The 24,965-nt window shown below is 67.5% G+C and carries 22 protein-coding genes; 14 read left to right on the top strand and 8 right to left on the bottom strand.

Annotation, left to right across the window (positions count from 1 at the left end; translation table 11 throughout):
* Positions 1-105 precede the first annotated feature (105 nt).
* Positions 106-855: a creatininase family protein gene (locus tag ACYP33_RS17295; protein ID WP_414449265.1), complete on the bottom strand. Its 750-nt coding sequence runs from the start codon at positions 853-855 to the stop codon at positions 106-108.
* A gap of 325 nt (positions 856-1,180) precedes the next feature.
* Between ACYP33_RS17295 and ACYP33_RS17290 the strand changes: the two genes are divergently transcribed.
* On the top strand, positions 1,181-2,266 hold the full coding sequence (locus tag ACYP33_RS17290; RefSeq protein ID WP_459622969.1) for an asparaginase: 1,086 nt from the start codon (positions 1,181-1,183) through the stop codon (positions 2,264-2,266).
* A gap of 199 nt (positions 2,267-2,465) precedes the next feature.
* Here ACYP33_RS17290 and ACYP33_RS17285 read toward each other — a convergent pair whose 3' ends face one another.
* The 3 genes from ACYP33_RS17285 to ACYP33_RS17275 all read right to left on the bottom strand — a co-directional run bounded on the left by ACYP33_RS17285 (position 2,466) and on the right by ACYP33_RS17275 (position 6,436).
* Positions 2,466-4,001 (bottom strand): MFS transporter, encoded by a 1,536-nt coding sequence (locus tag ACYP33_RS17285; protein WP_459623184.1) that lies wholly within the window; start codon positions 3,999-4,001, stop codon positions 2,466-2,468.
* Positions 4,002-4,221: 220 nt separating this feature from the next.
* Positions 4,222-4,971, bottom strand: coding sequence for an SDR family oxidoreductase (locus tag ACYP33_RS17280; protein ID WP_414445306.1), 750 nt, complete (start codon positions 4,969-4,971; stop codon positions 4,222-4,224).
* 61 nt (positions 4,972-5,032) lie between these two features.
* Entirely contained in the window at positions 5,033-6,436 is a 1,404-nt protein-coding gene (locus ACYP33_RS17275; RefSeq protein ID WP_414445305.1) for an MFS transporter, read from the bottom strand.
* 170 nt (positions 6,437-6,606) lie between these two features.
* Between ACYP33_RS17275 and ACYP33_RS17270 the strand changes: the two genes are divergently transcribed.
* On the top strand, positions 6,607-7,572 hold the full coding sequence (locus ACYP33_RS17270; RefSeq protein WP_414445304.1) for a 2-hydroxyacid dehydrogenase: 966 nt from the start codon (positions 6,607-6,609) through the stop codon (positions 7,570-7,572).
* A 50-nt stretch (positions 7,573-7,622) separates the two neighbouring features.
* Here ACYP33_RS17270 and ACYP33_RS17265 read toward each other — a convergent pair whose 3' ends face one another.
* Positions 7,623-8,681 carry a LacI family DNA-binding transcriptional regulator gene (locus ACYP33_RS17265; RefSeq protein WP_459623182.1) on the bottom strand — a complete coding sequence of 353 codons (1,059 nt, stop codon included), beginning with the start codon at positions 8,679-8,681 and terminating at the stop codon, positions 7,623-7,625.
* A 297-nt stretch (positions 8,682-8,978) separates the two neighbouring features.
* Between ACYP33_RS17265 and ACYP33_RS17260 the strand changes: the two genes are divergently transcribed.
* From ACYP33_RS17260 to glgA, 4 genes are all read left to right on the top strand, one after another.
* The gene (locus ACYP33_RS17260) at positions 8,979-9,518 is read left to right on the top strand and encodes a DoxX family protein (protein WP_459622968.1); all 540 of its coding nucleotides are present in this window, start codon (positions 8,979-8,981) and stop codon (positions 9,516-9,518) included.
* 28 nt (positions 9,519-9,546) lie between these two features.
* Positions 9,547-10,212: a sigma-70 family RNA polymerase sigma factor gene (locus ACYP33_RS17255; protein WP_459622967.1), complete on the top strand. Its 666-nt coding sequence runs from the start codon at positions 9,547-9,549 to the stop codon at positions 10,210-10,212.
* Positions 10,202-10,843: a DUF1109 domain-containing protein gene (locus ACYP33_RS17250; RefSeq protein WP_459622966.1), complete on the top strand. Its 642-nt coding sequence runs from the start codon at positions 10,202-10,204 to the stop codon at positions 10,841-10,843. Before ACYP33_RS17255 ends, ACYP33_RS17250 begins: the two co-directional genes overlap by 11 nt.
* Positions 10,844-11,234: 391 nt before the next feature.
* On the top strand, positions 11,235-12,869 hold the full coding sequence (gene glgA, locus ACYP33_RS17245; RefSeq protein ID WP_459622965.1) for a glycogen synthase GlgA: 1,635 nt from the start codon (positions 11,235-11,237) through the stop codon (positions 12,867-12,869).
* Between the two features lie 22 nt (positions 12,870-12,891).
* On the opposite strand, the gene ACYP33_RS17240 is transcribed toward glgA, so the two are convergent.
* Positions 12,892-13,041, bottom strand: coding sequence for a hypothetical protein (locus ACYP33_RS17240; RefSeq protein WP_459622964.1), 150 nt, complete (start codon positions 13,039-13,041; stop codon positions 12,892-12,894).
* 21 nt (positions 13,042-13,062) lie between these two features.
* Between ACYP33_RS17240 and ACYP33_RS17235 the strand changes: the two genes are divergently transcribed.
* Entirely contained in the window at positions 13,063-14,004 is a 942-nt protein-coding gene (locus ACYP33_RS17235) for an ADP-ribosylglycohydrolase family protein (RefSeq protein WP_459622963.1), read from the top strand.
* 8 nt (positions 14,005-14,012) lie between these two features.
* A complete protein-coding gene (locus ACYP33_RS17230) occupies positions 14,013-14,462 on the top strand; it encodes an SRPBCC family protein (protein ID WP_414445296.1) in 450 nt (149 codons plus the stop codon).
* A 22-nt stretch (positions 14,463-14,484) separates the two neighbouring features.
* Here the strand turns inward: ACYP33_RS17230 and ACYP33_RS17225 are convergent, their stop codons facing one another.
* Positions 14,485-15,501, bottom strand: coding sequence for a zinc-dependent alcohol dehydrogenase family protein (locus ACYP33_RS17225; RefSeq protein WP_459622962.1), 1,017 nt, complete (start codon positions 15,499-15,501; stop codon positions 14,485-14,487).
* 94 nt (positions 15,502-15,595) lie between these two features.
* Here ACYP33_RS17225 and ACYP33_RS17220 point away from each other — a divergent pair, with 94 nt between their 5' ends.
* The 3 genes from ACYP33_RS17220 (at position 15,596) to ACYP33_RS17210 (ending at position 18,930) form a co-directional block, all read left to right on the top strand.
* Positions 15,596-16,522, top strand: a complete 927-nt coding sequence (locus tag ACYP33_RS17220; protein WP_459622961.1) for a LysR family transcriptional regulator — start codon at positions 15,596-15,598, stop codon at positions 16,520-16,522.
* Between the two features lie 149 nt (positions 16,523-16,671).
* Positions 16,672-17,346: a DUF4336 domain-containing protein gene (locus tag ACYP33_RS17215; RefSeq protein WP_414449275.1), complete on the top strand. Its 675-nt coding sequence runs from the start codon at positions 16,672-16,674 to the stop codon at positions 17,344-17,346.
* 48 nt (positions 17,347-17,394) lie between these two features.
* Positions 17,395-18,930 carry a phosphorylase family protein gene (locus ACYP33_RS17210; RefSeq protein ID WP_459622960.1) on the top strand — a complete coding sequence of 512 codons (1,536 nt, stop codon included), beginning with the start codon at positions 17,395-17,397 and terminating at the stop codon, positions 18,928-18,930.
* A 74-nt stretch (positions 18,931-19,004) separates the two neighbouring features.
* Here ACYP33_RS17210 and ACYP33_RS17205 read toward each other — a convergent pair whose 3' ends face one another.
* On the bottom strand, positions 19,005-21,206 hold the full coding sequence (locus ACYP33_RS17205) for a TonB-dependent receptor (protein WP_459622959.1): 2,202 nt from the start codon (positions 21,204-21,206) through the stop codon (positions 19,005-19,007).
* Positions 21,207-21,513: 307 nt separating this feature from the next.
* Between ACYP33_RS17205 and ACYP33_RS17200 the strand changes: the two genes are divergently transcribed.
* From ACYP33_RS17200 to ACYP33_RS17190, 3 genes are all read left to right on the top strand, one after another.
* Positions 21,514-22,281: a hypothetical protein gene (locus ACYP33_RS17200; RefSeq protein WP_459622958.1), complete on the top strand. Its 768-nt coding sequence runs from the start codon at positions 21,514-21,516 to the stop codon at positions 22,279-22,281.
* A gap of 623 nt (positions 22,282-22,904) precedes the next feature.
* Entirely contained in the window at positions 22,905-24,341 is a 1,437-nt protein-coding gene (locus ACYP33_RS17195; protein WP_459622957.1) for an NAD(P)/FAD-dependent oxidoreductase, read from the top strand.
* Positions 24,342-24,377: 36 nt separating this feature from the next.
* Entirely contained in the window at positions 24,378-24,962 is a 585-nt protein-coding gene (locus ACYP33_RS17190; RefSeq protein ID WP_459622956.1) for a LysE family translocator, read from the top strand.
* Positions 24,963-24,965: the final 3 nt, after the last annotated feature.

Raw genomic sequence — 24,965 nt, 5'->3', positions numbered from 1 at the left:
CGCTCGCTGTCAACGTCCTCATCCCGAACGACGTGTCGGTTCATTGCGATGTGGCGCAGCCCGGCATCGTTCGCACACCGCACCATCCGAACCACGCCGCACCCCTCACCCCGGCACCACCTCGGCCGCGAACGCGGCCACTTCCGCCACCAGGCTCCGCGCGGCGCGCGCCACCAGCTCGCCGCCTTTCTCCTGCGACGCCAGCTTCGGGTTCGAACCCATCCGCCCGTCCGGGAAGCGCGCGCGGAAATCCAGCGCCTCGCGGATCGGCCCCATCGGCGCGATCTCGGGCGAATAATCGGCCTGCTTGATGGTGTGCGGCAGCGCCCACTGCGTCACGGCGATCTCCGACGGTGTGGCGTGCACGCCATGGCCGGTCGGGAATTGCCGGTGCGCAATCTCGGACACGCCGTCCAGGTCCCACCAGTTGCGCAGCTTCAGCGCGAACCCGCAACGGCGGCGCGCGAAACTGGCCTGCGCGTAGATCTCCGAGAACGCCGCCTCGATCGACGCGACGTTGCCGCCATGCCCGTTCAGAAACAGGATCTTCTCGAAGCCATGCCCGGCCAGCGAATGGACCCAGTCGCCGATCGCGGCGATGAACGTGCTCGGGCGCAGCGAAATCGTGCCGGGAAAGCCGAGATGATGCTGCGCCATGCCGATGTTGAAGGTGGGCGCGACCAGGATGTCGGCGGAGGTCTGCGCCTCGTGCGCGATGATCTCGGGGCAGAGCCAGTCGGTGCCGAGCAGGCCGGTGGGGCCATGCTGCTCGTTCGAGCCGATCGGCACGACCACGGTGCGGCTGCGTTTCAGGTAATCCTCGATTTCGGACCAGGTCGACAGGTGCAGAAGCATGGTGAATTCCATTGGCAGTGCGCACGGCTCGCGCGACTGCGGGCCGGAGGTGCGCGGGGGATCGATTGTCAGATTGTCATCGCGAGAACGCGGCACAGGCCGCCGCATCCCTGGACGCTATCGTCCCAGCATCGCGGAAAACTCACAACTAACGCCCCGGCGAACGGAACCTTGCCTGCCGGAAACGCGGCCAGGCAACGGCATCGAGAAAGGCCAAGGCAGCCCCCCGCCATGCGCGACGAGCCGCTACACTGCCCGACGAGCCGCCAGCCGTCACCTGTCGTGCCGCCGCTGAACCGCAACCCCCTTCGCCCGGAGACCTCCCATGACCCACGCCACCGCAGCGTCCCCCGCCGTCACCACCTGGCGTGGCGACGCGCTGGAAAACGTCCACCACGCGCACATCGCCGTGGTCGACACCGAAGGCCGGCTGCTCGCCGGCCACGGCGACCCGCTGCGCATTACGCTGGCCCGTTCGGCGGCCAAGCCGGCGCAGGCGCTGGCCGTGCTCGAAACCGGGGCGCTGGAGCGCTTCGGTTTCGACGAGGCCGATCTTGCGCTGATGTGCGCCTCGCACAGCAGCGAACCGCGCCACGTCGAGCGCGCCCAGGCGATGCTGGCCAAGCTCGGCGCGAGCGAGGACGACCTGCGCTGCGGCCCGCACACGCCGATCTCCGACGCCGTCTGGCGCGACTGGGTCCGGCGCGGCATCGAACCGCGCGCGGTGTGCAGCAACTGCTCGGGCAAGCACGCCGGCATGCTGGCCGGCGCGCGCGCGATCGGCGCGGCGCTGGCCGATTACCACCTCGACACGCACCCGATGCAGGTGCGGGTGAAGCGCACCATGGCCGAGGTGTGCGACCTGCCCGATGACGCCGTGGCCTGGGGCGTGGACGGCTGCAATCTGCCGACGCCGGCGTTCGCGCTCGATCGCCTCGCGCGGATCTACATGAAGCTGGCCGACGCGGCCGATCGCGCCGAAGCCGGCGAGGGCGTTGAGGATGCCGAAGCACCTGCGCGCCGCGCTGCACTGGCGCGGCTCTATCACGCGATGACGCGCCATCCCGAACTGGTCGCGGGCGAAGGGCGCTTCTGCACGCAACTGATGCAGGCGTTCGATGGCCAACTGGTCGGCAAGCTCGGCGCGGACGGCTGCTACGGGGTGGGGATTCGCGCCTCGGACGCCACGCGCCGGCTCGGCGCGGCGGGCGCGATCGGCGTGTCGGTCAAGGTGGAGGACGGCAACGTGGGGGTGCTGGGGATGATCGTCTGCGAGGTGCTCGACAGGCTCGCGATCGGCACGGCCGAACAGCGCGCGGCGCTGGCCGCATTCCATCGCCCGCCGATGCGCAACACGAAGGGCGTGGAAACCGGCCGCGCGGCGTTCCCGTTCGAATTGGCGCGGAACTGAAGCAGCACCGAAGCAGCACCGAAGCTACACCGAAGCAGCACCGAAGCAGCACCGAAGCAGCACCGAAGCTACACCGAAGCTACACCGAAGCACGGCAGCCCGAAGCGCCGATCGTTCCAAACTACTCGGCGCCTTGCGTGGTCGCGATCGGTATCTTGCTGAAGCGGGCACAACGGCCCGCAGCGCCGATGGTTCCGAACTACTCGGCGCTTTGCGTGGCCGCCGTCGGCGCCTTGCTGAAGCGGATATGCGCAATGCGGCGCACCAGCCACGCGGCGGCCACGGCCGCGCAACCGGCCAGCGCGATGCCGATGTGGATCGACTGCACCATCGTGCGCCGCGCGGCTTCGAGCAGCGCGCCGCCGTCGAGCCCGGCCGCGTGGAGCTTGGCCAGCAGCGCCTCGCCCACGCCCGGATCGACCAGCACGCGCGGGTCGGCCAGTTGCGCGAGCCAGCGCGCGGCGGTGTCCGGGCCGAGCACGCTGAGGGCCTCGCCCACGCCGGTCGCATAGCGGTGCTGCACGATGGTTGCCAGGATGCTGGTGCCGAGCATGCCGCCCACCATCCGCGTGGATTGCAGCAGTGCGGTGGTGATGCCGAAGCGCTCGCGCCCGGCGATCTCCTGGCTGAAGATGTTCAGGTTGTTGAGGATGAAGCCGAGCCCGATGCCGATCGCGCCCATCGCCACTTCGAGGATCAGCCGTGGCGTCAGCGCGCCGGTCAGCGCCAGCGTGGCCGAGGCGGCGGCGAGCAGCCCGAAGCCGATCGACAGGATCAGCGTGGGCTTCTTCAGGTGCGTGACGATGCGGATGTTGATCAGGCTGCCGAGCGCGATGCAGGCGGCGATCGGCGTGGCCAGCAGGCCGGCCGTTTGCGGATCGAGGCCGAAGCCGCCTTGCAGCAGCAACGGCGCGAAGAAGATCAGCGAGAACATCACGAAGCCGGCCAGCGTCGACAGCAGGAACAGCGTGACAAGCTGAGGATCGCGAAACAGATCGAGCGGCACGATCGGATGCGTGGCACGCCGCTCGCACACCAGAAACGCGACGAACGCGAGCACCACCACGGCTGCCAGCGTCAACGTTCCCGTGCCGATGCCATGCACCGGCAGCGCCTCGATCAGGAATTGCAGGCAGCCGAGCGTGATCGCCACCAGCAGCGCGCCGGTGTAGTCGATGCGGACCTTGCCTTCGCGCGGGCGCACGATCATCGGCAGGTGCCGCCCGATGAAGTACAGCGCGAGCGCGCCCACCGGCACGTTGATCAGGAACGTCGAGCGCCAGCCGAAATGCTGACTGAGCCAGCCGCCCAGCGACGGCCCGGCGGCCGTGCCGATGCCGTAGGTGGCGGCCAGCACCACTTGCCAGCGCACCCGCTCGCGCGGGTCGGGGAACAGGTCGGGGATCGACGCGAACGCGGTGCCCACCATCATGCCGCCGCCCACGCCTTGCAGCGCGCGCGCCACGGCCAGCATCCGCATGTCGACGGCGGCGGCGCACAGCACCGAGGCCAGCGTGAACACCACCACCGCGGCCACCACGAAATGCTTGCGCCCGAAGTAATCGCCGAGCCGGCCGAAGATCGGCACCGTCACCACCGAGGCGAGCAGGTAGGCGCTGGCGATCCACGCGTAGTACTCGAAGCCGTGCAGATCGGCGACGATCGACGGCAGCGCGGTGCTGACCACCGTCTGGTCGAGCGCCACCAGCATGTTGACGAGGCCGATGCCGAGCATCGCGAGCAGCGCGTCGCGGAAGCTCAGGGCGGGAGAAGCGGGGGAGGAAGCGTTCACGAGAGGGGCGGCCGGGGGCGGTGCTGCGAAAGCCTCTCACGATAGCGACGCGGGCCGCCCCGCGCAACCGTTTCAAATGTTGATCGTGTTGATCGATCGCGAGAGGCGGGATGCGTGACCGGTCATCGGCGCTTCATCGCCGCGCCATGAAGCGCCCCGGCGATCAGCCGCGCCCGACGAACGGCATGTGGCTCGCCATCACCGTCATCGACAGCACGTTGGCGTCGAGCGGCAGGCTGTCCATGTAGAGCACCGCGCGCACCACGTTGTCCATGCTCATGCGCGGTTCGACCTTCAGCGAGCCGTCCGCCTGCAACGTGCCCTGCGCCATCAGGCTGCTCATGTCGCTGACCACGTTGCCGATGTCGATCTGCCCGCAGGCGATGTCGTAGGCGCGGCCGTCGAGCGAGGCGGCCTTGGTCAGCCCGCTGATCGCGTGCTTGGTGGCCGTGTAGGCGGCGGCCTGCGGGCGCGGCGCATGCGCGGAGATCGAGCCGTTGTTGATGATCCGGCCGCCGCGCGGGCTTTGCTGCTTCATCAGGCGAAACGCGCCCTGCACGCACAGAAAGGCGCCGGTCAGGTTGATGTCGACGGCCTGTTTCCAGTGCGCCACCGGCATCTCCTCGATCGAGCATTGCGGCGTGAACACCCCGGCGTTGTTGAACAGCAGGTCGAGCCGGCCCCAGCGCGCCTCGATCGTCTCGAACAGCCGGGCCACGGCGGCTTCGTCGCCGACGTCGCAACTGATGGCCAGCGCGCGGTCCTGCGCGCCCGATTCGGCGATCACCGCCTGCAACGCGTCGAGCTTGCGCGCGGCCAGCGCCACGCGATAACCCGCCTGCAGCAGGCCCAGCGCCACGCTGCGTCCGATGCCGGAACTGGCGCCGGTGACGAGGGCGACCTTCTCATTCATGTTCGACTCCCGAGGTTGCGGCCCGGCACGCGCGGCGCGCCACGGCCCGATAGAAAAACGTTCAGTTCACCGCATCGTTCAGATCGGTCAGGTCGCGCCCGCGCGTTTCGGTGGAGAGCCACACGCCCACCAGCGTCAGCGCCGACAGCACCGCCGTGTAGATGCCCATCACCCAGAACGAGCCGCCGGTCAGGCCGATCAGGTAGATGCCGAGGATCGGCGCGAGGCCGCCCGACAGCACCGCGCCGATCTCGCGCGAGAGCGCCACGCCCGAGTAGCGGTAGCGGTTGCCGAACAGTTCGGCGAAGTGGGCGCATTGCGCGCCGAGCATGCTGTTCGCGCCGAGCGCGAAGCCGCCGAACATGGCGATGCCCACCCACAGCGGGTCGCCCGTGCTGATCATCCACCAGGCCGGCACCGCCCACACCAGCATGAAGATCGCGCCGGCGCGGTAGATGGTCTTGCGTCCGAACCGATCCGACAGCGCGCCGAACAGCGGCGTGGTGATCACGCTGGCCAGCGTCACGATGATCGCGCACGAAGTGCCGATCTTCGCGAGCTGCGCGCTGGGCAGGCCGAGCCGGGTGGCCACCGTGCCGCCCAGGAATGCGATCACGATGGTGGTGTAGATGGTCGAGCCGCCTTGTTCGGCGAGGCGCATCAGCACCGCCGCCAGCACCGGCCGGCGCGCGTGCTGCACGACCTGGCGGATCGGCGAGCGCGCCACCTGATGGCCGCTTTCGAGCGCGGCGAAGGCCGGGCTTTCGCGCAGCTTGAGGCGGATCCAGATCGCCACGGCGATCAGCACCACGCTGGCCAGGAACGGCAGGCGCCAGCCCCAGGCCAGGATCGTGGCGGTATCCATCGAGTGCTGCATCAGGCTGAAGGTGGCGGTGGCGATGCCGAAGCCCGCGAAGATGCCGACGAACGGCAACGCCGCGAAATAGCCGCGCCGCTTTACCGGCGCGACTTCCGCCATCAGCGTCGAGGCGCCGGCCTGTTCCGCGCCCGCGCCGAAGCCCTGGATCAGCCGCAGCACGATCAGCCCGACCGCGCCGAGCGGGCCGGCCGGCAACAGGCCGACCAGCGTGGTGGATACGCCCATGATGGCGATCGTCATCAGGAGAACGAACTTGCGGCCCTTGCGGTCGCCGAGCGAGCCGAAGAACACGCCGCCGAGCGGCCGCGCGAGGAAGCCCACGCCATAAGTGGCGAAGCTCGCGAGCAGGCCCGCGTGGGCATCGAACGAGGAGAAGAACACGCGGCTGAAGATCAGCGCGGTGGCCAGGCCGAAGATGGCGAAATCGTAGTATTCGAGCGCGCTGCCCACCGCGCTCGTCAGGATCGCGCGGCGTAGCTGCTGCGCGCTGACCGGCGCGGCGGCGGCCGCATCGGGGGAATCGGGCCGCGCGCTCGCGGCATCAGACTGCGTCACGGGCGTGAACGCGTCACGGTGGGTCGTCATCTGTCTGTCTCCATGTCCGGCTTCTTGTTGTCGCGTGCCGATCCTGGCGCGCGTCCGGCCGCGGCGAAATCGCTTCGGTGATCGAAACGTCTTCCATCGTTCGAGCGGCTTCGGCTACACTTGGTTATCGATAACCAAGTGATGCAAAATCTAACATAAAGGAGACGTGTATGTCCAAGGAACCCGTATTGGTTGTTACCCGATATCCCGAGGCGGACATGATCGTGCTGGCCGAGCGCTACACGCTGCATGTGCTGGCCGATGCGCCCGATCGGGCCGCGCTGCTTGCCGAACTCGCACCGCAAGTGCGGGTGCTGGCCACCAACGGCGAGGCCGGCGCGGACGCGGCATTGATCGATGCGCTGCCGAAGCTGGAGGCGATCGTGTCGTACGGCGTGGGGGTGGATGCGATCGACCTGAAGCACGCCGCGTCGAAGGGCATTCGTGTGACGAATACGCCCGACGTGCTGACCGAGGACGTGGCCGACCTGGGCCTCGCGCTGATGCTGGCGCTGGCGCGCGAGATCGCCGCCAACGATGCGCGCGTGCGGGCCGGCGAGTGGGGCCGCGAGCATTTCGCGCTGACCTCGCGGATGTACGGCAAGCGGCTCGGCATCATCGGCCTGGGGCGGGTCGGGCGCGCGGTGGCGCGGCGCGCGGCGGCGTTCGACATGCAGATCGCGTATCACGACCGCGCGCGCTTCGACGACCTGCCGTACGCCTTCCACGACAGCGCGGCGGCGCTGGCGGCCAACGTCGATTTCCTGATGGTGTGCGCGGCGGCCGATCAGATCCCGCGCGGCGCGATCGGCGCCGAGGTGTTCGAGGCGCTCGGACCGAACGGATTCCTGATCAATATCGCGCGCGGCAGCATTCTCGACGAACCGGTGCTGGTGGATTACCTGAGCGACGGGCGCCTGCGCGGCGCGGCGCTCGACGTGTTCTGGAACGAGCCGGCGATCGACCGCCGCCTGTTGGCGCTGCCGAACGTGGTGCTGTCGCCGCATCGCGCCAGCGCGACCGTGGAAACGCGCGCGGCGATGGCGCGGCTGGTGCGCGCCAACCTCGATGCGTTTTCAGCCGGCGAGCCGCTCGTGACGGAGTTCACGGCGCATTTGCCGAAAGCGTCGGCCTGACGTGAAGGCGGGCGTGGCGGCCCGCTGATCCGGCCGATCGGGCCTTGCGCTCAGGCGCTTTCGCGCGCCACCACTTCGTAAGGAATACGGATCAGGGCCGGCGCGTCGTGCAGCGTGCGCTGCGCCTTGGACGAGGCCGTTTCGCGGCGCGATGCGTTGGGCCGTTCGCTGGCGTCGATCGCCGCCAGCAGCGAGAGGCCCGTGGAGCGGCCGATTCCGTAGGCGTCCACCGATACCGTGGTGATCGACGGGTAGCAGTGCCGCGCCAGTTCGAAATCGCCGAAGCCGGCCACGGCGATATCGTCGGGCACCTTCAGGCCGAGCCGCTGGCAGGCCATGATCACGCCGAACGCGTGGATGTCGCTGGTGCACATCACGGCATCGGTGTCGGGCCATTCGGCGAGCAGCCGGGTCAGCGCGGCGGCGGCGTTTTCCATCGCCACGCCGTGGGCCATGCTGGTGTTGCCGTCGGCCGGCGTGGCCTCGCGCGGCGCGTGCAGGCCCGCCGCCTCGACCGCCGCCAGATAGCCGTTGCGGCGCGCGAGGCCGCGCAAGTCCAGGCGCGTCGTGCCGCCCACGAAGCCGATGCGGCGATAGCCGCGCTGATACAGGTAGCCGCCCATCGCGGCGGCCGCTTCCTCGTTCGAGAACCCCACCACGCGGTCGATCGGATCGGCCGGCAACTCCCACGTTTCGATCACCGGAATGCGCGCCTGTTCGAGCATCGCGCGTGCGCGCGGCGTGTGGTGGCCGCCCGTCAGCACGATGCCGCGCGGCTGGTGGCTCAGGAGCGAGGCGATCAGCGCCTCCTCGCGCTCGACCTGGTATTCGGTGTTGGCCAGCAGCAGCCGCAGGTTGCGTGTTTCGGCCACCTCGTTGAGGCCGCGCACCGTTTCGGCGAAGTTCGAACTGGACAATGACGGCACCATCACGGCGACGATATTGGCGCGGCCCGAGGACAGCGCGCCGGCCACCGCGTCGGCCACGTAGCCGGTCTGGCGCACCGCGTCCATCACGGCGGCGCGCGTGGCGTCGCTCACATGCTGCCCGGTCAGCACGCGCGAGACGGACATCTTCGAGACGCCCGCGAGGCGCGCGACGTCGGCCATGCGGACGGGGGCGCCCGGTTCGGGCTGGGAATCGTGCTTGATGCTCATGGTGTCGGAGGCTGCGCCGGTCGGATCGGTGCCGCGGCGCGGTGCGATGCGCGCGGCAAACGCCAATTGTAGCCGCAGCGGGCGAGGGCGCCGGGGCGTTCCGGCCCTTGTAGCGCGAGTCGGGTCGCGCGTGCCCGCCAATCCGCGAAAAATCTTCCGCGTCGTGTAACCGGATCGGCATCCGAAACGATCTGTTGAAGACACGCGCCGCATCACGGCGCGTTCCGCCTCTCGACACAGGATGCCGCCATGCCCGCCACGACGTTTCGTTCGCTTTCCCGACTATTCGACCCGACCTGGCTGGCCGCACGCTGCCGGACCTGGGCGCCGTTGCCGGTGCGCGCGATCGTCGGTTACGGCTACCTGGCGCACGGCTACGCGAAAATCCTCAAGAATCCCGAGCATTTCGCGGCGATCCTGCACGCGCTCGGCGTGCCCGCGCCGCACCTGATGGCCTGGGCGACGATCGCGATCGAACTCGGCGGCGGCCTCGCCGTGCTGGTCGGCGCGTTCGTGCCGCTGGTGGCGTGGCCGATGCTGGCGGTGCTGCTGGTCGCGTCGGCCACCGTCCACCTGCAATACGGCTTCACGTCGATCAAGCTGATGGACGTGGTGAACGGCGTGCCGAAGTTCGGGCCGCCCGGTGTCGAGGCCGACCTGCTGTACGTGGCGGGCATCGTCGCGCTGATGCTCGGCGGTTCCGGGCCGTTCTCGGTGGACCGCCTGCTGCGGCCCTGGTATGCCCGGCTCGGCGCGGCTCCGCGCGCGGCGCGCGGCGTGTCGGCCTGACGCGGCGTTCGCACGGAGCCGACGCATCGTGTCCACGCCCGCCATGACGATGGCCCGCGACCCGCGCCCGGGCGAAGCGCCGGCTGACCGGCGTGCCGGCGCCAGCCCCCGCGCCGGAGCCGCCGGGCTTTCCGAGGCCGAACGCCGACTGACCGCGCTGCTGCTGCGCTCGATCGACGGCGACAAGGCCGCCTATCGCCATTTCCTGCAAGAGCTGACCCGGGTGCTGCGCGCCCGCCTGCGGGCCAGGCTGCGCCGCCGCGACGAGGACGTCGAGGATCTGCTGCAGGAAGTGCTGATGGCGGTTCACAACGGCCTGGAAACGTTCCGGCCCGACGTGCCGCTGACGGCCTGGATCAGCGCGATCGTGCGCTACAAGGTGGCCGATTATCACCGCGCGCGGTTCCGCTGGGACGCGCTGCACGAACCGCTCGACGACGACGGCGACCTGTTCGTCGAATCGGGCAGCGAGGCCGCCGACGCGCGCCGCGACGTGGCGCAACTGCTGGCGACGCTGCCCGACGGGCAGCGCGTGCCGATCGAGCACATGCGGCTGTGGGGCATGTCGGTGGCGGAGACGGCCTCGGCCACGGGCTTGTCGGAATCGGCGGTGAAGGTCGGCGTGCATCGCGGGCTGAAGGCGCTCGCGGCGAAAATTCGAGGCAAATGCGCAGGAGACCGTAATGAAGACTGACGAGCTGATCATGAACCTGGTGGACGCGCCGCGCCTGCCGGGCCGCGCCGAGGTCGGCCGCAAGCTCGGGCTGGCCGTGGCGGCCGGCCTGGCCGCCGCGCTGCTGCTGTTGCCGGCGATCTGGGGCGACACGTTGCGGATCGCCGCCGCGTTCGCGCGGCCGATGTTCTGGGCCAAGGTGATGCTGCCCACCTCGATGACGCTCGCCGCCGTGTGGGTGGGCGCGCGGCTGTCGCGGCCCGGCATGCCGGTCGGGCGCGCGTGGTTCGCGCTGGCGCTGCCGGTTGCGGTGGTGGCGGTGGCGGCGGGGCTGGTGCTGGCCGTCACGCCGGCCGAGGCGCGCGTCGATCTCGTGCTCGGCCGCACCTGGCGCACCTGTTCGCTCTATATCGTCGGCCTGTCGGTGCCGGCCCTGGTGGTGCTGCTGTGCGCCATGCGCGGGCTGGCCGCCACCCGGCCGGTGGCGGCCGGCCGGGTGGCCGGGCTGCTGGCCGGCGCGATCGGCGCGCTGGTCTATTCGCTGCGCTGCCCCGAGATGGCCGTGCCGTTCTGGGCCGTCTGGTATCCGGTCGGCATGCTGGTGCCGGCGCTGATCGGCGGCGCGCTCGGGCGGCGCGTGCTGCGCTGGTAGCGGCAAGGTCGTCCGTTTTCCCAAGCATTGCACAAGCGTCGAACAAGGCCTGCCGGGCGATCGGCAGGCCTTTTTTGCGTGGCCGGCCGTGCTCGGGCAGCGTGCTTTGGCGAAAACTACAAGCGCCCGATCGAGCGCTGTCAAAACTACACGGGCCTCGTTTCGCGGCGCTTCGGGCGTCTTCCGCCCCTTGTTTTGCGCTGCAACACGCGCGCCCTTGCGCGGCGCGCTTGCGCCGTGTTTCGGCATCTTTTTTAAGCGTCCGCCGCGAAGCTGGCTTGGAGTTTGCTAAAGCCTAGGCGTTGCATTCCATCGCCTTCGCGCCGCACCGCCGCTTCCGTCGACGTTCGCTTCGCGCATTACTTACTTGCACGCACCTTGGGGAACTACCTTGTCGCTTAACGTCCTGATGGTTGCCGCCGAAGCGGCGCCGCTTGCCAAGAGCGGCGGCCTCGGCGATATGGTCAGCGCGTCGGCCGGCGCGCTGCGTCGGCGCGGCGTCGATGTCTCGATCCTGCTGCCCGGTTATGAAAGCGCCTTCGAGCAGGCCGTCGCGCCCACGCCGATCGGCCTGATCCGCGATCTGCCCGGCGGCGACGCGCGCCTCTGGCGCGCCACCATGCCCGATACCGGCGTGCCCGTGCTGCTGCTCGAAATGAACCACCTGTATGGCCACCGCGGCAGCGGCCTCTACCAGGACGAGGGCGGCCGCGACTACGTCGACAACTTCGTGCGTTTCGCCTCGCTGTCGGCCGCCGCGGCACGGATCGCCTCCGGCGTGCGCGGCGTCAAGCGCCCGCACGTGGTGCATGCGCACGACTGGCACACCGGCCTCACGCCGCTGCTGATGAAGCTGGCCGGCGCGCGGGCGCGCAGCGTGTTTACGATCCACAACCTCGCGTTCCAGGGCAACTATCCGCCGGGGCTCGCGCCGTACGCCGGCATTCCGTCCGAGCTGCTGGCGGCTGCACCCAACGAGCCGCACAGTATCGAGTTCTACGGCATGCTCAGTTGCATGAAGGCCGCGATCGTCTATGCGGACCGCCTGTCGGCCGTCAGCGAGCGCTATGCGCAGGAGATCCTGACGCCGCGCTTCGGCAACCGCATGGAAGGCGTGCTCGGCGCGCATCTCGACAAGCTGTCGGGCATCGTCAACGGCATCGACGATGCGCTGTGGGACCCGCTGCACGACGATACGCTCGCGCAGTGCTACGGCGTGGACGATCTGGCCGGCAAGCACGCCTGCAAGAAGGCGCTCCAACAAAGTTACGGATTGCAGATCGATCCGTTCGCGCCGCTGGTGGCGATCGGCAGCCGCCTGACCACGCAGAAGCTGGCCGACCGCCTGTGCGAGGCGATCGGCGACGCGCTCGAACGCTGGCCGCGCGCGCAGTTCGCGGTGCTGGGGCAGGGCGAGGCCGGCATCGAACGGGAACTGCGACGGCTGGCGGCGCAGTGGCCGGGCCGGCTCGGCGTGCACGTGGGCTACGACGAACCGCGCGCACACCGGTTGCATGCGGGCGCCGACATCCTGCTGCACGCGAGCCGTTTCGAGCCGTGCGGGCTGACGCAGCTCTATGCGATGCGCTACGGCACGGTGCCGGTGGCGTCGCGCGTGGGCGGGCTGGCCGATACGATCGTCGATGCGCCGCTGCGCGACGCGAGCACGTGTGCCGATCCGCAGGCCCAGGTCGGCAATGCCACCGGCTTCCTGTTCGACGGCGAACGCGCCGAGGACATCGTGCAGGCGCTTGGTCGCGCGTTCGACCGGTTCGCGCAGCCGCAAACCTGGCGTGTCTTGCAGCGCAATGCGATGCAGCGCGATTCGAGTTGGGCGGGGCCGGTTGCGCGGTATATCGATCTGTACTGCGAACTGGCCGGCGTCAGCGTGCCGCGCACGGCGCAGCCGGTGAAGCTGAAGACGAAGGGCGGCGCGAGCGTGGTGGCCAACGATGCGCCGTCGCGCAGCGCGCCGGCCGTGGCACGGGGCAGACAGCACGCGGAGGCGGCGTTGGGGCGTGCCTGAGAAGCGGCGGCCGCGCTCGACGTTACGCAGAGCGTGCGCGTGAACACGCGGCTCGGATCGCTCTGAGCGGCGAAGCCGATTCGATGAGCGTCACGGCGCGGCTCTCGATCCGTCCGCACACCGGCTCGGTGCGCTGGTCGAACCGCGCGACTTCGGCGATGATGTGTGCCATTGGCACTCTCGACTTCCCCGCATGACCACGCCTGCGCCCTTCCGAATCTGCCGCCTGCGCGGCGGCCTCTACGGCCTGCTGCTCGGCGATGCGCTTGGCGTTCCTTACGAATTCCACAGCGCCGCCTCGCTTTCCCACCTGAGCCCCGGCGATATCGACATGACGCCGCCGCCCGGTTTCGAGCGCGCGCACCACGGCGTGCCGCCCGGCACCTGGAGCGACGACGGCGCGCAGGCGCTCGCGCTGCTCGACGCGTTGCGGCGCGACCGCGCGCTCGATCTCGATACGTTCGCCGGCAACCTGCGCGACTGGTTTCATCGCGGCGCATTCACGCCCGACGGCAAGGTATTCGACGTCGGTCTGCAGACGCAGCGCGCGCTCCAGCAACTGAGCGCCGGCGTGGCGCCCGCGCAGGCCGGCCCCGACGGCGAGCGCGACAACGGCAACGGCTCGCTGATGCGCTGCCTGCCGGTGGTGCTGGTGGCGGCTTCCCATGACGAAGCGATCGCGCTGGCGCGCAAGCAGAGCGTGGTCACGCACGGGCATGTGCGCTCGCAACTGTGTTGCGCGCTCTACGCGGTGACGGCGATGGAGATTCTCGACGGCCTGAGCGCGGCCGATGCCGTGCGCGCGGCGGAAGACGTGCTGCTGGCGCGCTGCGCCGCCACTGTTGAGGAAGCCGAACTGAAGATCGTGCTCGACGGCCGCTTCGACGCGCCGCAAGGCTCGGGTTACGTGGTCGACAGCTTCTGGTCGGCCATCCATTGCCTGTTGTCGACGCACGGCTTCGAGGCGTGCATCAAGCGCGCGGTGCAGCTCGGTAACGACACCGACACGACCGCCGCCATCGCCGGCGGCCTGGCCGGCCTCGTGCATGGCGAGGCGGGTTTGCCGGCGCGCTGGCTCGACGGCCTGCACGGCAAGCCGCTGGTCGAGGCGCTGCTGGCCGCCGCCGGCCACTGACTGCCGCCATGATCAGCCGCCTGACGTTCCGCATGCCCGCCACCTCGGCCGAGGTGTTCGAAGCGTTCCACAACCACGACACGCGGCTGCGCTGGGACACCTTGCTCAAGACGGCCGGCGTGGAGGGCGGCCATCGCTATCCGCATGTCGGCGCGATTTCGGTCAACGTCGGGCGCGGCTGGAAAAGCCTGTTCTGCCTGCGCACGCGTTTCGTGTCCTACCAGCCGCCGCTGCTGGCCGCCGCCACGCTGGTTGCACCGGCCGGCATCTTCCGCACCTGGACCGCCTCGATTCGCCATCGCGACCTCGGCGGCGGCCAGTCTGACCTGATCTACACGGTGCGCTTCAGCCTGCGTCCCAACTGGCTCGACCGGCACGGCAAGCCGATCGTGGTTCGCCTGTTCGAGGATGAAACGCGGCGGCGCTTCGAGGCGCTTGCCGCGTTTCTACGCACCTGAGGCGAAGTTTCAGGGCACGGCTTCAAGCCGCTTCCCGCCCGAAATCGACGATCACCTTGCCGAAGTGCGCCCCCGAGGCCAGATAGCGATACGCCTCCTGCGCCGCCTCGAACGGGAACACCCGATCGATCACCGGCTCGATGCGGTTCTGATGCAGCGCGCGCACCGCGCCTTCGAGGTCGTGCGTCGAGCCCGTCTGGCTGCCGAGGATGTTCAGCGTCTTGATCATCACGGGCAGCACCGGCATCGTCACGTCCATGCCACCGATAAAACCCACCACGTAAATCGTGCCGCCGATCTTCGCCGCGTTGATCGAGCGCGCGAACGTGCCGCCGCCCACCGTCTCCACCACGAGGTCGGCGCCTTCGCCGCCGGTGGCGTCGAGCACGGCCTCGTCCCAGGCGGGGCGGGTGCGGTAGTTGATCAGCACGTCCGCGCCCAGTTCGCGTGCGCGCGCCAGTTTTTCATCGGATGACGAAGCAATGATCACGCGCGCACCGGCCGCCTTCGCGTATTGCAGCGCGAACAGGCTTACGCCGCCCGTGCCGAGCAGCGCCACCGTCGAGGCGGGGCCGGTGCGGCTCTTGACGATCGCGTTCCAGGCCGTGGTGGCCGCGATCGGCAAGGTGACGGCCTGCGTGTACGGCATGCCGTCGGGAATCCGAACCAGTGCGCCGGCCGGCACCACGGCGTAGTCCGCCAGCGAGCCGGGCATCGTGACGCCGCGAATGCGCGCACCGTTGGCCGCGCTCGGCAGCCCGGCCTGCCAGTCGACGAACGCGCCTGCCATCACGCGCTCGCCCGGCGCCCAGCCGCGCACGCGTTCGCCCACTTCCACGATCTCGCCTGCGCCGTCGGTGCCGGGCACGAACGGCGGCGCGGTGTTGCCGAAGCGGCCCCAGGCCACCATCAGGTCGAGGTAGTTGAGGCCGGCGGCGTGAAGCCGGATCAGCACTTCGTCGGCCGCCGGGCGTGGCGCGGTGGCTTCGTCCAGCGTCAGTTGAAAAGGGTCGCCGGTGGTCAATCGATACGCACGCATGGTTGGCTCCTGATGAAATCGAGCCTCCATGTTAGGGGAGGCGAAACCCTATAATCGATCGCGAAAACACGACACCCTTGCATGGAGTGCAGCAATGAACGGCACGGAATCGGATGAAATCGGCGCGTTGCTGGCGGTGCTCGAAACCGGCAGCTTTACGGCGGCCGGGCGCCAGCTCGGGCGCGACAGCTCCGTGATCTCGCGGCGGCTGAAGGCGCTGGAGACGCGTCTCGGCACGCGTCTCGTCGAGCGCTCCACGCGTCGCCTGTCGCCCACCGAGGCGGGCTTGCGCCTGCGCGAGCGCGTGCAGGAGGCGATGCAATTGATCCGCTCCGGCGAGGAGGAGGCGCGTTCGCTGGCCGCCACGCCCACCGGCCTGCTGCGCGTGAGCCTGCCCGCCGGATTTGGGCGGCGCTGGATCGCGCCGCGCCTGCCCGCGTTTCTCGCGCGTTACCCGTCGCTCGACGTGGAGGCCAGCTTCACCGATCGTTTCGTTGACCTGATTGCCGAGCGCTTCGATGCGGGCGTGCGGATCGGGCGGCTGGACGATAGCCGGCTCGTCGCGCGGCGCGTGCTCGGCATGCGCCGGCTGTTGTGTGCGTCGCCCGCTTACCTGGCTGCGCATGCGCCGATTCGGCACCCGCGCGACCTTGTGCAGCACGCGTGCATCGGCTTCACGCCGATGGCCTCGCATCCGGTCTGGCATCTGTCGCGGCGCGGCGAACGGCAGGCGGTGCGCACGCGTTCGCGGCTCGCCACCGACGACATCGACGCCGCGTTTCATGCCGCGCTGCAGGGCACCGGCGTGACGTTCAGCGCCGACTGGATCGTGGCCGACGCGCTGCGCGACGGCCGCCTCGTGACCGTGCTGCCCGGTTGGGACGTGGCCGGCGACGAGGTCATGCACGTCGTGCGTGCGTCCGCGCAATACACGCCGGCCAAGGTGCGCGCGTTCATCGACTGGATGGCCGACGAGTTCGCCACGGCGCCGTGGGCGGGCGCCGTGCGCAAGCGGCGTTGAGCGCGCGATCGATCGGCATTGACTTGTGCTGATGGTGAATGCGATGCTCGCTGGCGCCGGGCAGGGTCACAAGCCCGCCCCGGCATCGACCGACACCTCGCGCGCTGCCTGCGACGCGACACACAAGACAACGAGAGACCCGACCCACCATGCTCGAAGCCATCGCGCCCGATCTCTGGCATCTCCCCCACAGCTTTACGGCAAGCGGCCTGCGCGTGACGTCGCGCATGACGGTCGTTCGTTTCAAGGACGGCTCGCTGTGGCTGCATTCCCCCGTGCCGCTGTCGCCCGACGTGCGCGCGCAACTCGCGGCGCTGGGCACGGTGCGCTATATCGTGGCGCCTAACAAAATGCATCATCTGTTCGCCGGCGACTGTGCGGCCGCGTTTCCGGACGCCGCGCTGTACGGCGTGCGCGGCCTCGGCAAGAAGCGTCCTGATTTGCGCAATCTGCGAGAACTGGGCCGCGAGGTCGAGCCGGAATGGCGCGACGATCTCGACCAGATTCCGTTCGACGGCATTCCTTTGGGCAACGAAACGGTCTGGCTGCATCGCGCGTCGGGCACGCTGATCCTGACGGACCTGTGCCAGTGGTGGCGGGGGGAGTTGCCGTTGGCGTCGCGCTTGTATGCGTCGTTGACGGGGGTGAGGACGCAGTTGGCCGTGCCGCGCACGGTGCGGATGGCGGTGAAGGATCGTGCCGCCGCGCGGGTCAGTGCGGAGCGGATTCTGGCCTGGCCGTTTACGCGGGTGATCGTTGCGCATGATGCGGTGGTGGAGGCGGATGCGCGGCGTGGGGTGGAGCGGGCGTTGGGGTGGTTTTAATGTCTCTTTCAAGCAGCGAATTTTAATTAAAAATCAGAATTTTTAGAGGTGAGCGTGCTTCATCTTAAGGCCTATAGGGATATTCTCGATCGCGCATTTGTCGTGGTGCTCACGACCAATTCGCATGAGCGAAAAGCGGTGCTTGATGTCATGCAGGCAAGTCGGAAGCTGGTTACGCAACATGATTCGCATCGAGCCTACTTGTGCGTTGCCGACGACAGAGTCGTGCTGGTGCTCGATGGCGATGGCGCTTTCTCCGGATCGGGTGCGGCTTCGCGTTTTTTAAGCGATTTCATTGCCAACGAACGATATCCCACGCCAGCCGCCGTAGTGCTTTGCGGCGTGTGCTGGGGGAATCCTCAACGGGTATCGATTGGTCGTGTTTTAGTGAGTGGCACGCTTATTTCGGTGAATCGTTCTGTTGCCGAGCAGTCGGGCGTGACCGCCGTCATTCCGAAGACGTTCGAGACCACCCTGCCTGACGAAGCCGTGCAAGGCTTCACAGGTGTCGACTCGATCGCGCCGGCGACGATGCTTTCCGAAGAGCAGCTATACAAAGGAACACAAGCTCGCGAGGAACTCCTTGCCCAATTTCCTGCCGCGCATGGCGGGGAAATGGAGGGGTTTGCCGTCGTGCCGTCGTGCCATAACAAGTCGATCCCCTGGCTCGTGATCAAAGCGGTGTCCGACTACGGCGACGATGAATTCGATCGTGAAGCGCAGGACGACGCAGCGAAAAAAGCGGCGCAAGTATTCCTGCGTGGTTTGCCCGCCATTCCGCTTAATGACGAACGCAAGGAAGCCGTGCAAAGCTTCGCGGACGTTATTCGAGGCCACTCATTCGAGCTGCGCAAGGATTTGCTCGGGAATGAAGGCAAGCTTGCCGTTGAGGTCAATCATGCTCTTCGAGGGCTGGATTCCGTCATCGACTTCTATACCGGCAGCGAATCGATCTCGCCATATCTGGCGCAAAAGCTATGTGTCGTGATAAAAGAATTGGCGTTGAATGCAATTGAACATGGCCGGGCTAATAGGGTGCGTGTCAACGTGCTTCCGAGCGGGGTTGTCTTCCATGACGACGGGAAACCGTACCTGCTCGAAAATCTGTCCGATGAAATTGATGGGCGTGGCGGGATGATCGCCTTGAGGGCGTTTCAGAGGGATCACGTCAAGCAAGGCAAGGTAACGATCAAAAGTAAAGCGCATGCCAAATGGGCCAATGGCATACAGTTCGATATCGATAACCCGCACCCGACTTTGGCGGGCACAAAGGAAAAGTGTCGGGCGGAGGTGGACCAGAGGGAATGCCCTGCCATCTACGTACATCCGGAGTGCAGGGATGTTTACGTCGATATTCGCCGTGTCGAAATGATGACGCTTGCTCTGGATACGGTGGACGAGTTCAAGCCGCTGCTCGACGCTGGAAAGAAGCTGTATGTGGCTCTGACCGATCCGGACATCCGAAAAGAAATCGAAAAGGCCTTCAAGGAAAATATTTCCGCAGGAAAGCTGGTGATTTTAATGGAAGATGATTCGGATGATCTCGATCCCTTTGTGTCGGTGCTTTCCAATTCTCAGGCATAGGCGTTCGCCAGAAGGTCTGGGCAAATAACAAAAACGGGCGGCCCAAAGCCGCCCATCTTCTCATACCCCCACACTCAAAAATCAAACTGCGCCGACAACAACAACGTCCGCGGCGCCGCATTCGTCACATACGTCCCTTGCTGAATCCAATACCGGCTGCCGAAAATATTCTCGACATTCGCCCGCAGCACCACATCCTTCGACGCAATGCGCGTGGCATACCGCAAGCCCACGTCGTAACGCGTCCACGCCGGCAAACGCAGCGCGTCGCTCGAATCGTAGTACTGCGCACCGGTATGAATGATGCGGCCATTAACGCTCAAGCCCGGCACCCACGGCAAACCGTAATCAGCCGCCAAATTGAACGCGAACTTCGGCACGCCGCCCGCCACGTTGCCATCCTGCGCGCCGCCCGCGGTGCCCGACACCTTCGGATCATAGAACGTCGCGCTCGCCATCACGCGCAGGTCGCGCGTGACCTGCCCGTAGGCGGACAGTTCGAGGCCGCGCACGCGCGTCATGCCGTTGTAGCTGTAGATATTGCTGACCGGGTCGGTCACGGCGTTCGGCTGCGAGATCTGGAAGATCGCGGCCTGCGTCATCACGCGGCCCCAATCGGCCTTCACGCCGGCTTCGTACTGGTTCGACTTGTACGGCGCGAACCCTTGCCCCGCGTTGGCGGAGCCGGCCGGGGCCGGGCTGCTGACCGACAGGCCGGACGTGAAATTGCCGTACACCGAAATATTCGACAGCGGCTTGACCACGAAGCCGGCCAGCGGCGTGATGGCCTGCTGGTCGATCGTGCTTTGCAACGCGCCCGAGGTCGGATCGTAGTTATCCTGACCAACGGTCTGGCGGCGGAAGCCGCCCGTCAGCAGCACGCGGTCGTTGAAGAACGACATCGTGTCGATCACCTGCTGGCTGTTCAGGTGCGTCTGGCTGCTGCGCTGCATGTCGCCGCGCGGCAGGCCGACGGAGGGCAGCGGCGCCGGGTTGTAGAGGTTCGACGAAACCGAATTCACGCCATAGGCGTAGAAATAGCCGATTTCCTGATTCAGGCTCGTAACGCCCGCAACCAGCGTGTGCTTCACGCCGAACGTATCGAAGTGGAAGCGGAAGCCGGCATCCACGGTCTTGGTGCGCGTGTATTGGTCGTAATAGCCGTTGACCACATCGAACGCGCCGCTGGAGGTCAGGCCCGATGCATACGGGAAGTTCTGCGCCGACGTGCCGTAGTGCTCGCCCGCCGCGCCGTACACGGTCACGTACTGGTTGATGTCGTACTCGGCGCGCGTCATCAGCGCGGTGTCGCGCAGCTTCAATTGCGCGCCGGGGAACAAGGTGCTGTACGCCGACGGCACGGCCGGCACCGCGGTGGCGGTGCCGAAGCCGATCTGTGATCTCAGATCGTCCGTGTTTTCGGACACGTTGTAGGCGTCGAACGACCACCGCAGTTGCTTGCCGCGGTAATCGAGGCCGATCGCGCTGTCGCCCTGCAACTGGTTGCCGTGCGCGATGCCGGTCTGGCCGTCCTTGATCTGGCCGTTGAAGCGCACGCCGAACTGGCCTTCGCTGCCGAAGCGGCGGCCGATGTCGGCGGCCACGCCGAACTGGCCCTTGGTCTGGTAAAGGGCGGTCAGGCGCGTGAGCGGGGTGTCGTCGGCGCGCTTGCTGACGATGTTGATCGCACCGCCCACGCTGCCGCCCGGGCCCATGCCGTAGGCCAGCGAGCCAGGGCCTTCGAGCACTTCCACACGCTCCAGCATGTTCACCGGCACGCGCGCTGCCGACACCATGCCGTACAGGCCGTTCAGCGCCACGTCGGTGGCCTGCACGTCGAAACCGCGAATCTGGAACACGTCGCCGAAGCCGCCCGAGCTTTGCTCGGCCCGCACCGAGGCGTTGTTGACGACCACGTCGGCGATGGTGCGCGCCTGCGTGTCGCGCATCAGTTCTTCCGTGTAGTTCGTCGTGCTGAACGGTTGGTTCATGACGTTGGCCGTGCCGAGCACGCCGACGCTGCCGCCGCGCGCGAGCTGACCGCCCGCGTAGGGCGCGGGCAGTTCGCCCGGCTCGGCCTTGGCCTTGACCGACACGGCGGGCAGGGCGGCCGTCACCGGCTGCGCAGCGTCTGCGGCGGCCGGAGCGGCTTGGGCGGTGGGTGCGGCAGAGGCGGCGGGGGCGGTCTGGGCCTGCGCGCTCTGGAGCGCGGCGGTGCCCATCAGGGCGACGAACAGGGCTTCGGCGGCGCGGGCGGCGGCCGTGCGACGGGTCATGGTGTGCGAGTTTCCACGGTGCGGCATAAGGCTTGAGGCTCGGGTCAAGGTTGGTAGATGAGATTCATTTCAATAACGAGAATCGTTTGCAATTGTAAATGGGGCCGATGCCGCGTTGCACAAAAATCGACGGATTCGATCAAAAAACGACGGATTCGGACAAAAAGATTGTCACGGAGCGACGCGCGGGGCAGGGCCGGTCTGCCGCGCCTTGCGCCGTCTCGGCGCGCCATGCTGTACTACGCCGGACCGTTTTTCTCCAGGCGTGATGGGTCCGACAGCACTCGAAACAGGAAAGGGCAAGGCCATGCATGTGATCAGCGCATTGAGTTCCGATTTCTACGAAGTGGAGTTCGCCGGCAAGCCGGCCAATCAGTGGAACGTGTTCCCTGACTGGAACCCGCACGACCGCTTCGGCATCCTGATCTACGATCCGCTGGCCGCGCTGGGCGCGACGCACCTGATCCAGGTGGCCTGCATGTGTTTCTACGACGTCAAGCCGAGCCGGCGCGAGGAACGCAAGATTTACCCGGAGATTTTCGCGATCCATGTGGGCGAATGGTGGGGCGGCTACGGTTACTTCGATTTCTGGCCGGCGCGCCGCGAGGTGTGCGTGCCGAACGATCACCAGGAGATTCTCGGCGCGCTCAACGATCGCGGCATTACGCGGCTGGCCTTGCCGGAGCGACCGGCGCGCGAGCTCGTGCATCGCCGCAAGGAGGAAGATTGCGCGCTGGAGGGGCTGGCGACGGCGGTGTTCTACAGCCCGAGCGGGCGCGTCGACCAGGCGGATTTCACGATCCGCAGCAACGATCGCCGCAGCGAGCGCGACGTGCATCGCGTGCTCGACCGGCCGCAACTGGCCACCGATGCGGCGGCCAAGCTGGCCAATTCGCGTGTGCCGATCAAGGAAGGCGACCCGGATTTCGCGTCGCGTCAGCAGGCGCTGAACGTCAACATCGACGACACGATGCGCGAGGCGGCGCGTCGGCAGCGCGAAAGCCTGAAGGTCGACGAACTGATCACGGAGTCGTACCGTTTCGTTCGGCCGGAAGTGGCGTTGAAGTGCTTGTGAAACGCAGTTAGCGCTGCGTGAGTGCGATCCAGCGCTGCGGCGGCCAGCCGCCGCGACCGGATCGTCAGAACGAACCCCGTCATCCCCGATTCGCGCGACACAGAACAGGTCGGCATCAGGAGCGCGGCCGGCAGGCCGATCCGGCCGACGCACGCAAGCGCGCTTTCCAATACCTCGTCAAGCGAAGCCGTTACCGTGGCGGGCGCGACCATTTCCGGAAACAACAGGCAGGCCGCGCCCATGCCGACCAACGCGAGCGTGCGCACCGTGCATGGCAATCCGGTTGCGCCCGCAACGAATGACGACGCTGCCATTCCACAACGATCCAGGCGATCCAACTGACGCCACGCGGACGATCTTGCTACCTGTATAGCAGCGCTTTCCGCACCACCTCACGCGGCATTCATTTCCTTTACGACATCGCAGGCACGGCGAGTGGCCTTCGCACGCGCGCTCATTTTGTTAGGCATTCATCTGAAAAAAGATGGAATACGCGGCGGCGTGGCGCTGTTCTGTGAGGGTAGCGAGAACGAACCGGTGCGGTGTTCCAGGCACGGGCGCTCTTCGATCATGAACACGCAACGAACAGTGTCCCTGCCGTCCATTCTGAGAGGAGTCATGCGATGCACAAGCGAGTTGCGGTACTGGTGATCGGGGGCGGCCCGGGCGGCGCCACCGCGGCGGCCATTCTGGCCAAGGACGGGTTGGAGGTGCTGTTGCTGGAGCGCGATACGTTTCCGCGCTATCACATCGGCGAATCGTTGCTGGCGTCGTGCCAGTCGACGCTGAAATTGTCGGGCGCTTACGAGGCGGTCAAGGCGCACGGCTTTCAGATCAAGCGCGGCGGCGTGGTGTATTGGGGCGACGACAAGTGGGTGCTCGACTGGCGGCAGCTCGTCGATCCGGACATCTGGTCGTGGCAGGTCGATCGCGCCACCTACGACGACATCCTGCTGCGCAATGCCGAGAAGCAGGGCGTGGAAGTGATCGAAGGCGCGAGCGTCAAGCGCATCGTGTTCGATGGCGAGCGCGCGGTGGCGGCCGAATGGATGCGGCGCGGCGAGGACGTGACGCAGCGCGTCGAATTCGATTACGTGATCGACGCCTCGGGCCGTCACGGGTTGATCGCCCAGCAGCATTTCGACATGCGCCAGCAACACGAGGTGTTCCAGAACGTGGCGATGTGGTCGTACTGGAGCGGCGCGGAACTGCTGCCCGACAGCCCGGAAGGCGGCATCAACGTGGTGTCCGCGCCCGACGGCTGGTGGTGGAACATTCCGCTCGGCAACGACCGCTACAGCATCGGCATGGTCACGCACAAGAACAAGTTCGTGGCGGACCGGCGCGGCTTCGACTCGCTGGAGGATTACTACCTGGCCCGCGTCGCGCAATCGCCGGCCATCCAGGGCGTGACGCGCAACGCCACGCGCGTGGCGCCGGTCAAGGTCGAGCAGGATTATTCGTATGTCGCGGAACGCTTCTGCGGGCCGGGCTACCTGCTGGTGGGCGACGCCGCCTGCTTCCTCGATCCGCTGTTGTCCACCGGTGTGCATCTGGCTCAATACAGCGGTATGATCGCCGCGGCCTCGATCATCAGTACAACGAAAGGTGAAGTACGGGAAGCCGAAGGCCGCGCCTTCTTCGAATATGTCTACCGGCGCGCCTATACGCGGATGCTGGTGCTGGTGTCGCGCATGTACGAGCGCTATCAGGGCGCCGACGACTATTTCTGGAACGCGCAGAAGCTGGTGCACGAATCGGCGCGCAAGGCCGAGCCGATCCGCGATTTCACGACCATCACCACCGGCCTGACCGACATCGACGAAGCCGCGAACGTGGATACCCGCATCCTGAACGACGTGCTGATGCAGGAAGCGAAGACCATGCAGGACACCAGCCTGCAAGGCTCGGCGCCGTCGGACATCACGGCGCTGGACATGCAGCCGCTGTTCGGCGACTGGTTCAGCCTGAGCGGCGAGGATGCCAGCGTGAGCCGGCTCGAACTGGTCACGTCGCCGTCGCTCGGGCTGCGCCGCATCACCACCCCCACCGCCGTCTGAGACGGCCCAACCATCCATGAGTACGGAGCCCCGGCTGTGATCCAACCGCTTCTCTTCACCTTGACCGTGATGACCATCCTGGCCATGCCGGGGCCGACCAACACGCTGCTGGCCACCGGCGGCGCGACCCTCGGCCTGCGTCGCGCCTTGCCGTTGGCGTTGGCCGAGGCATTGGGTTACGGCATCGCGATCCTGGCGGTCGGGTTGTTGCTGAAGCCGGTGCTGGCGCAGTGGCCGCAGTTCGCGCGGGTGTTGCGGGTGGCCGTGTCGGCCTATCTGTTTTACCTCGCCTGGACGCTGTTTCGCAGCGGGCGCGGCGATCAGGCCGAGCGGATCGGCCACGGGCCGATCACGCCGCGCCGCGTGTTCGTCGCCACGCTGCTGAACCCCAAGGCGCTGGTGTTCGCGATCAACGTGATTCCGTTCGACAGCCCGCACGTGGCGTTCTATCTGCTCGGCTTCGTCGCGATCCTGGCGCCGCTGTCGATCGCCTGGATACTGCTCGGCGCGGCGCTCGGCAAGGCCGCGGCCGGCACCGGGCGCGAGCGGTGGATCGCGCGCGCGGGGGCGGCGGTGCTCGGATTGTTCGGGGTCCTGCTCATGGCCTCTGCACTGAAGTAACGA

The sequence above is a fragment of the Burkholderia sp. 3C genome, from assembly GCF_054589155.1.
The sequence above is the reverse complement of the archived record's forward strand: the minus strand, read 5'-3'. Positions and strand labels throughout refer to the sequence as shown.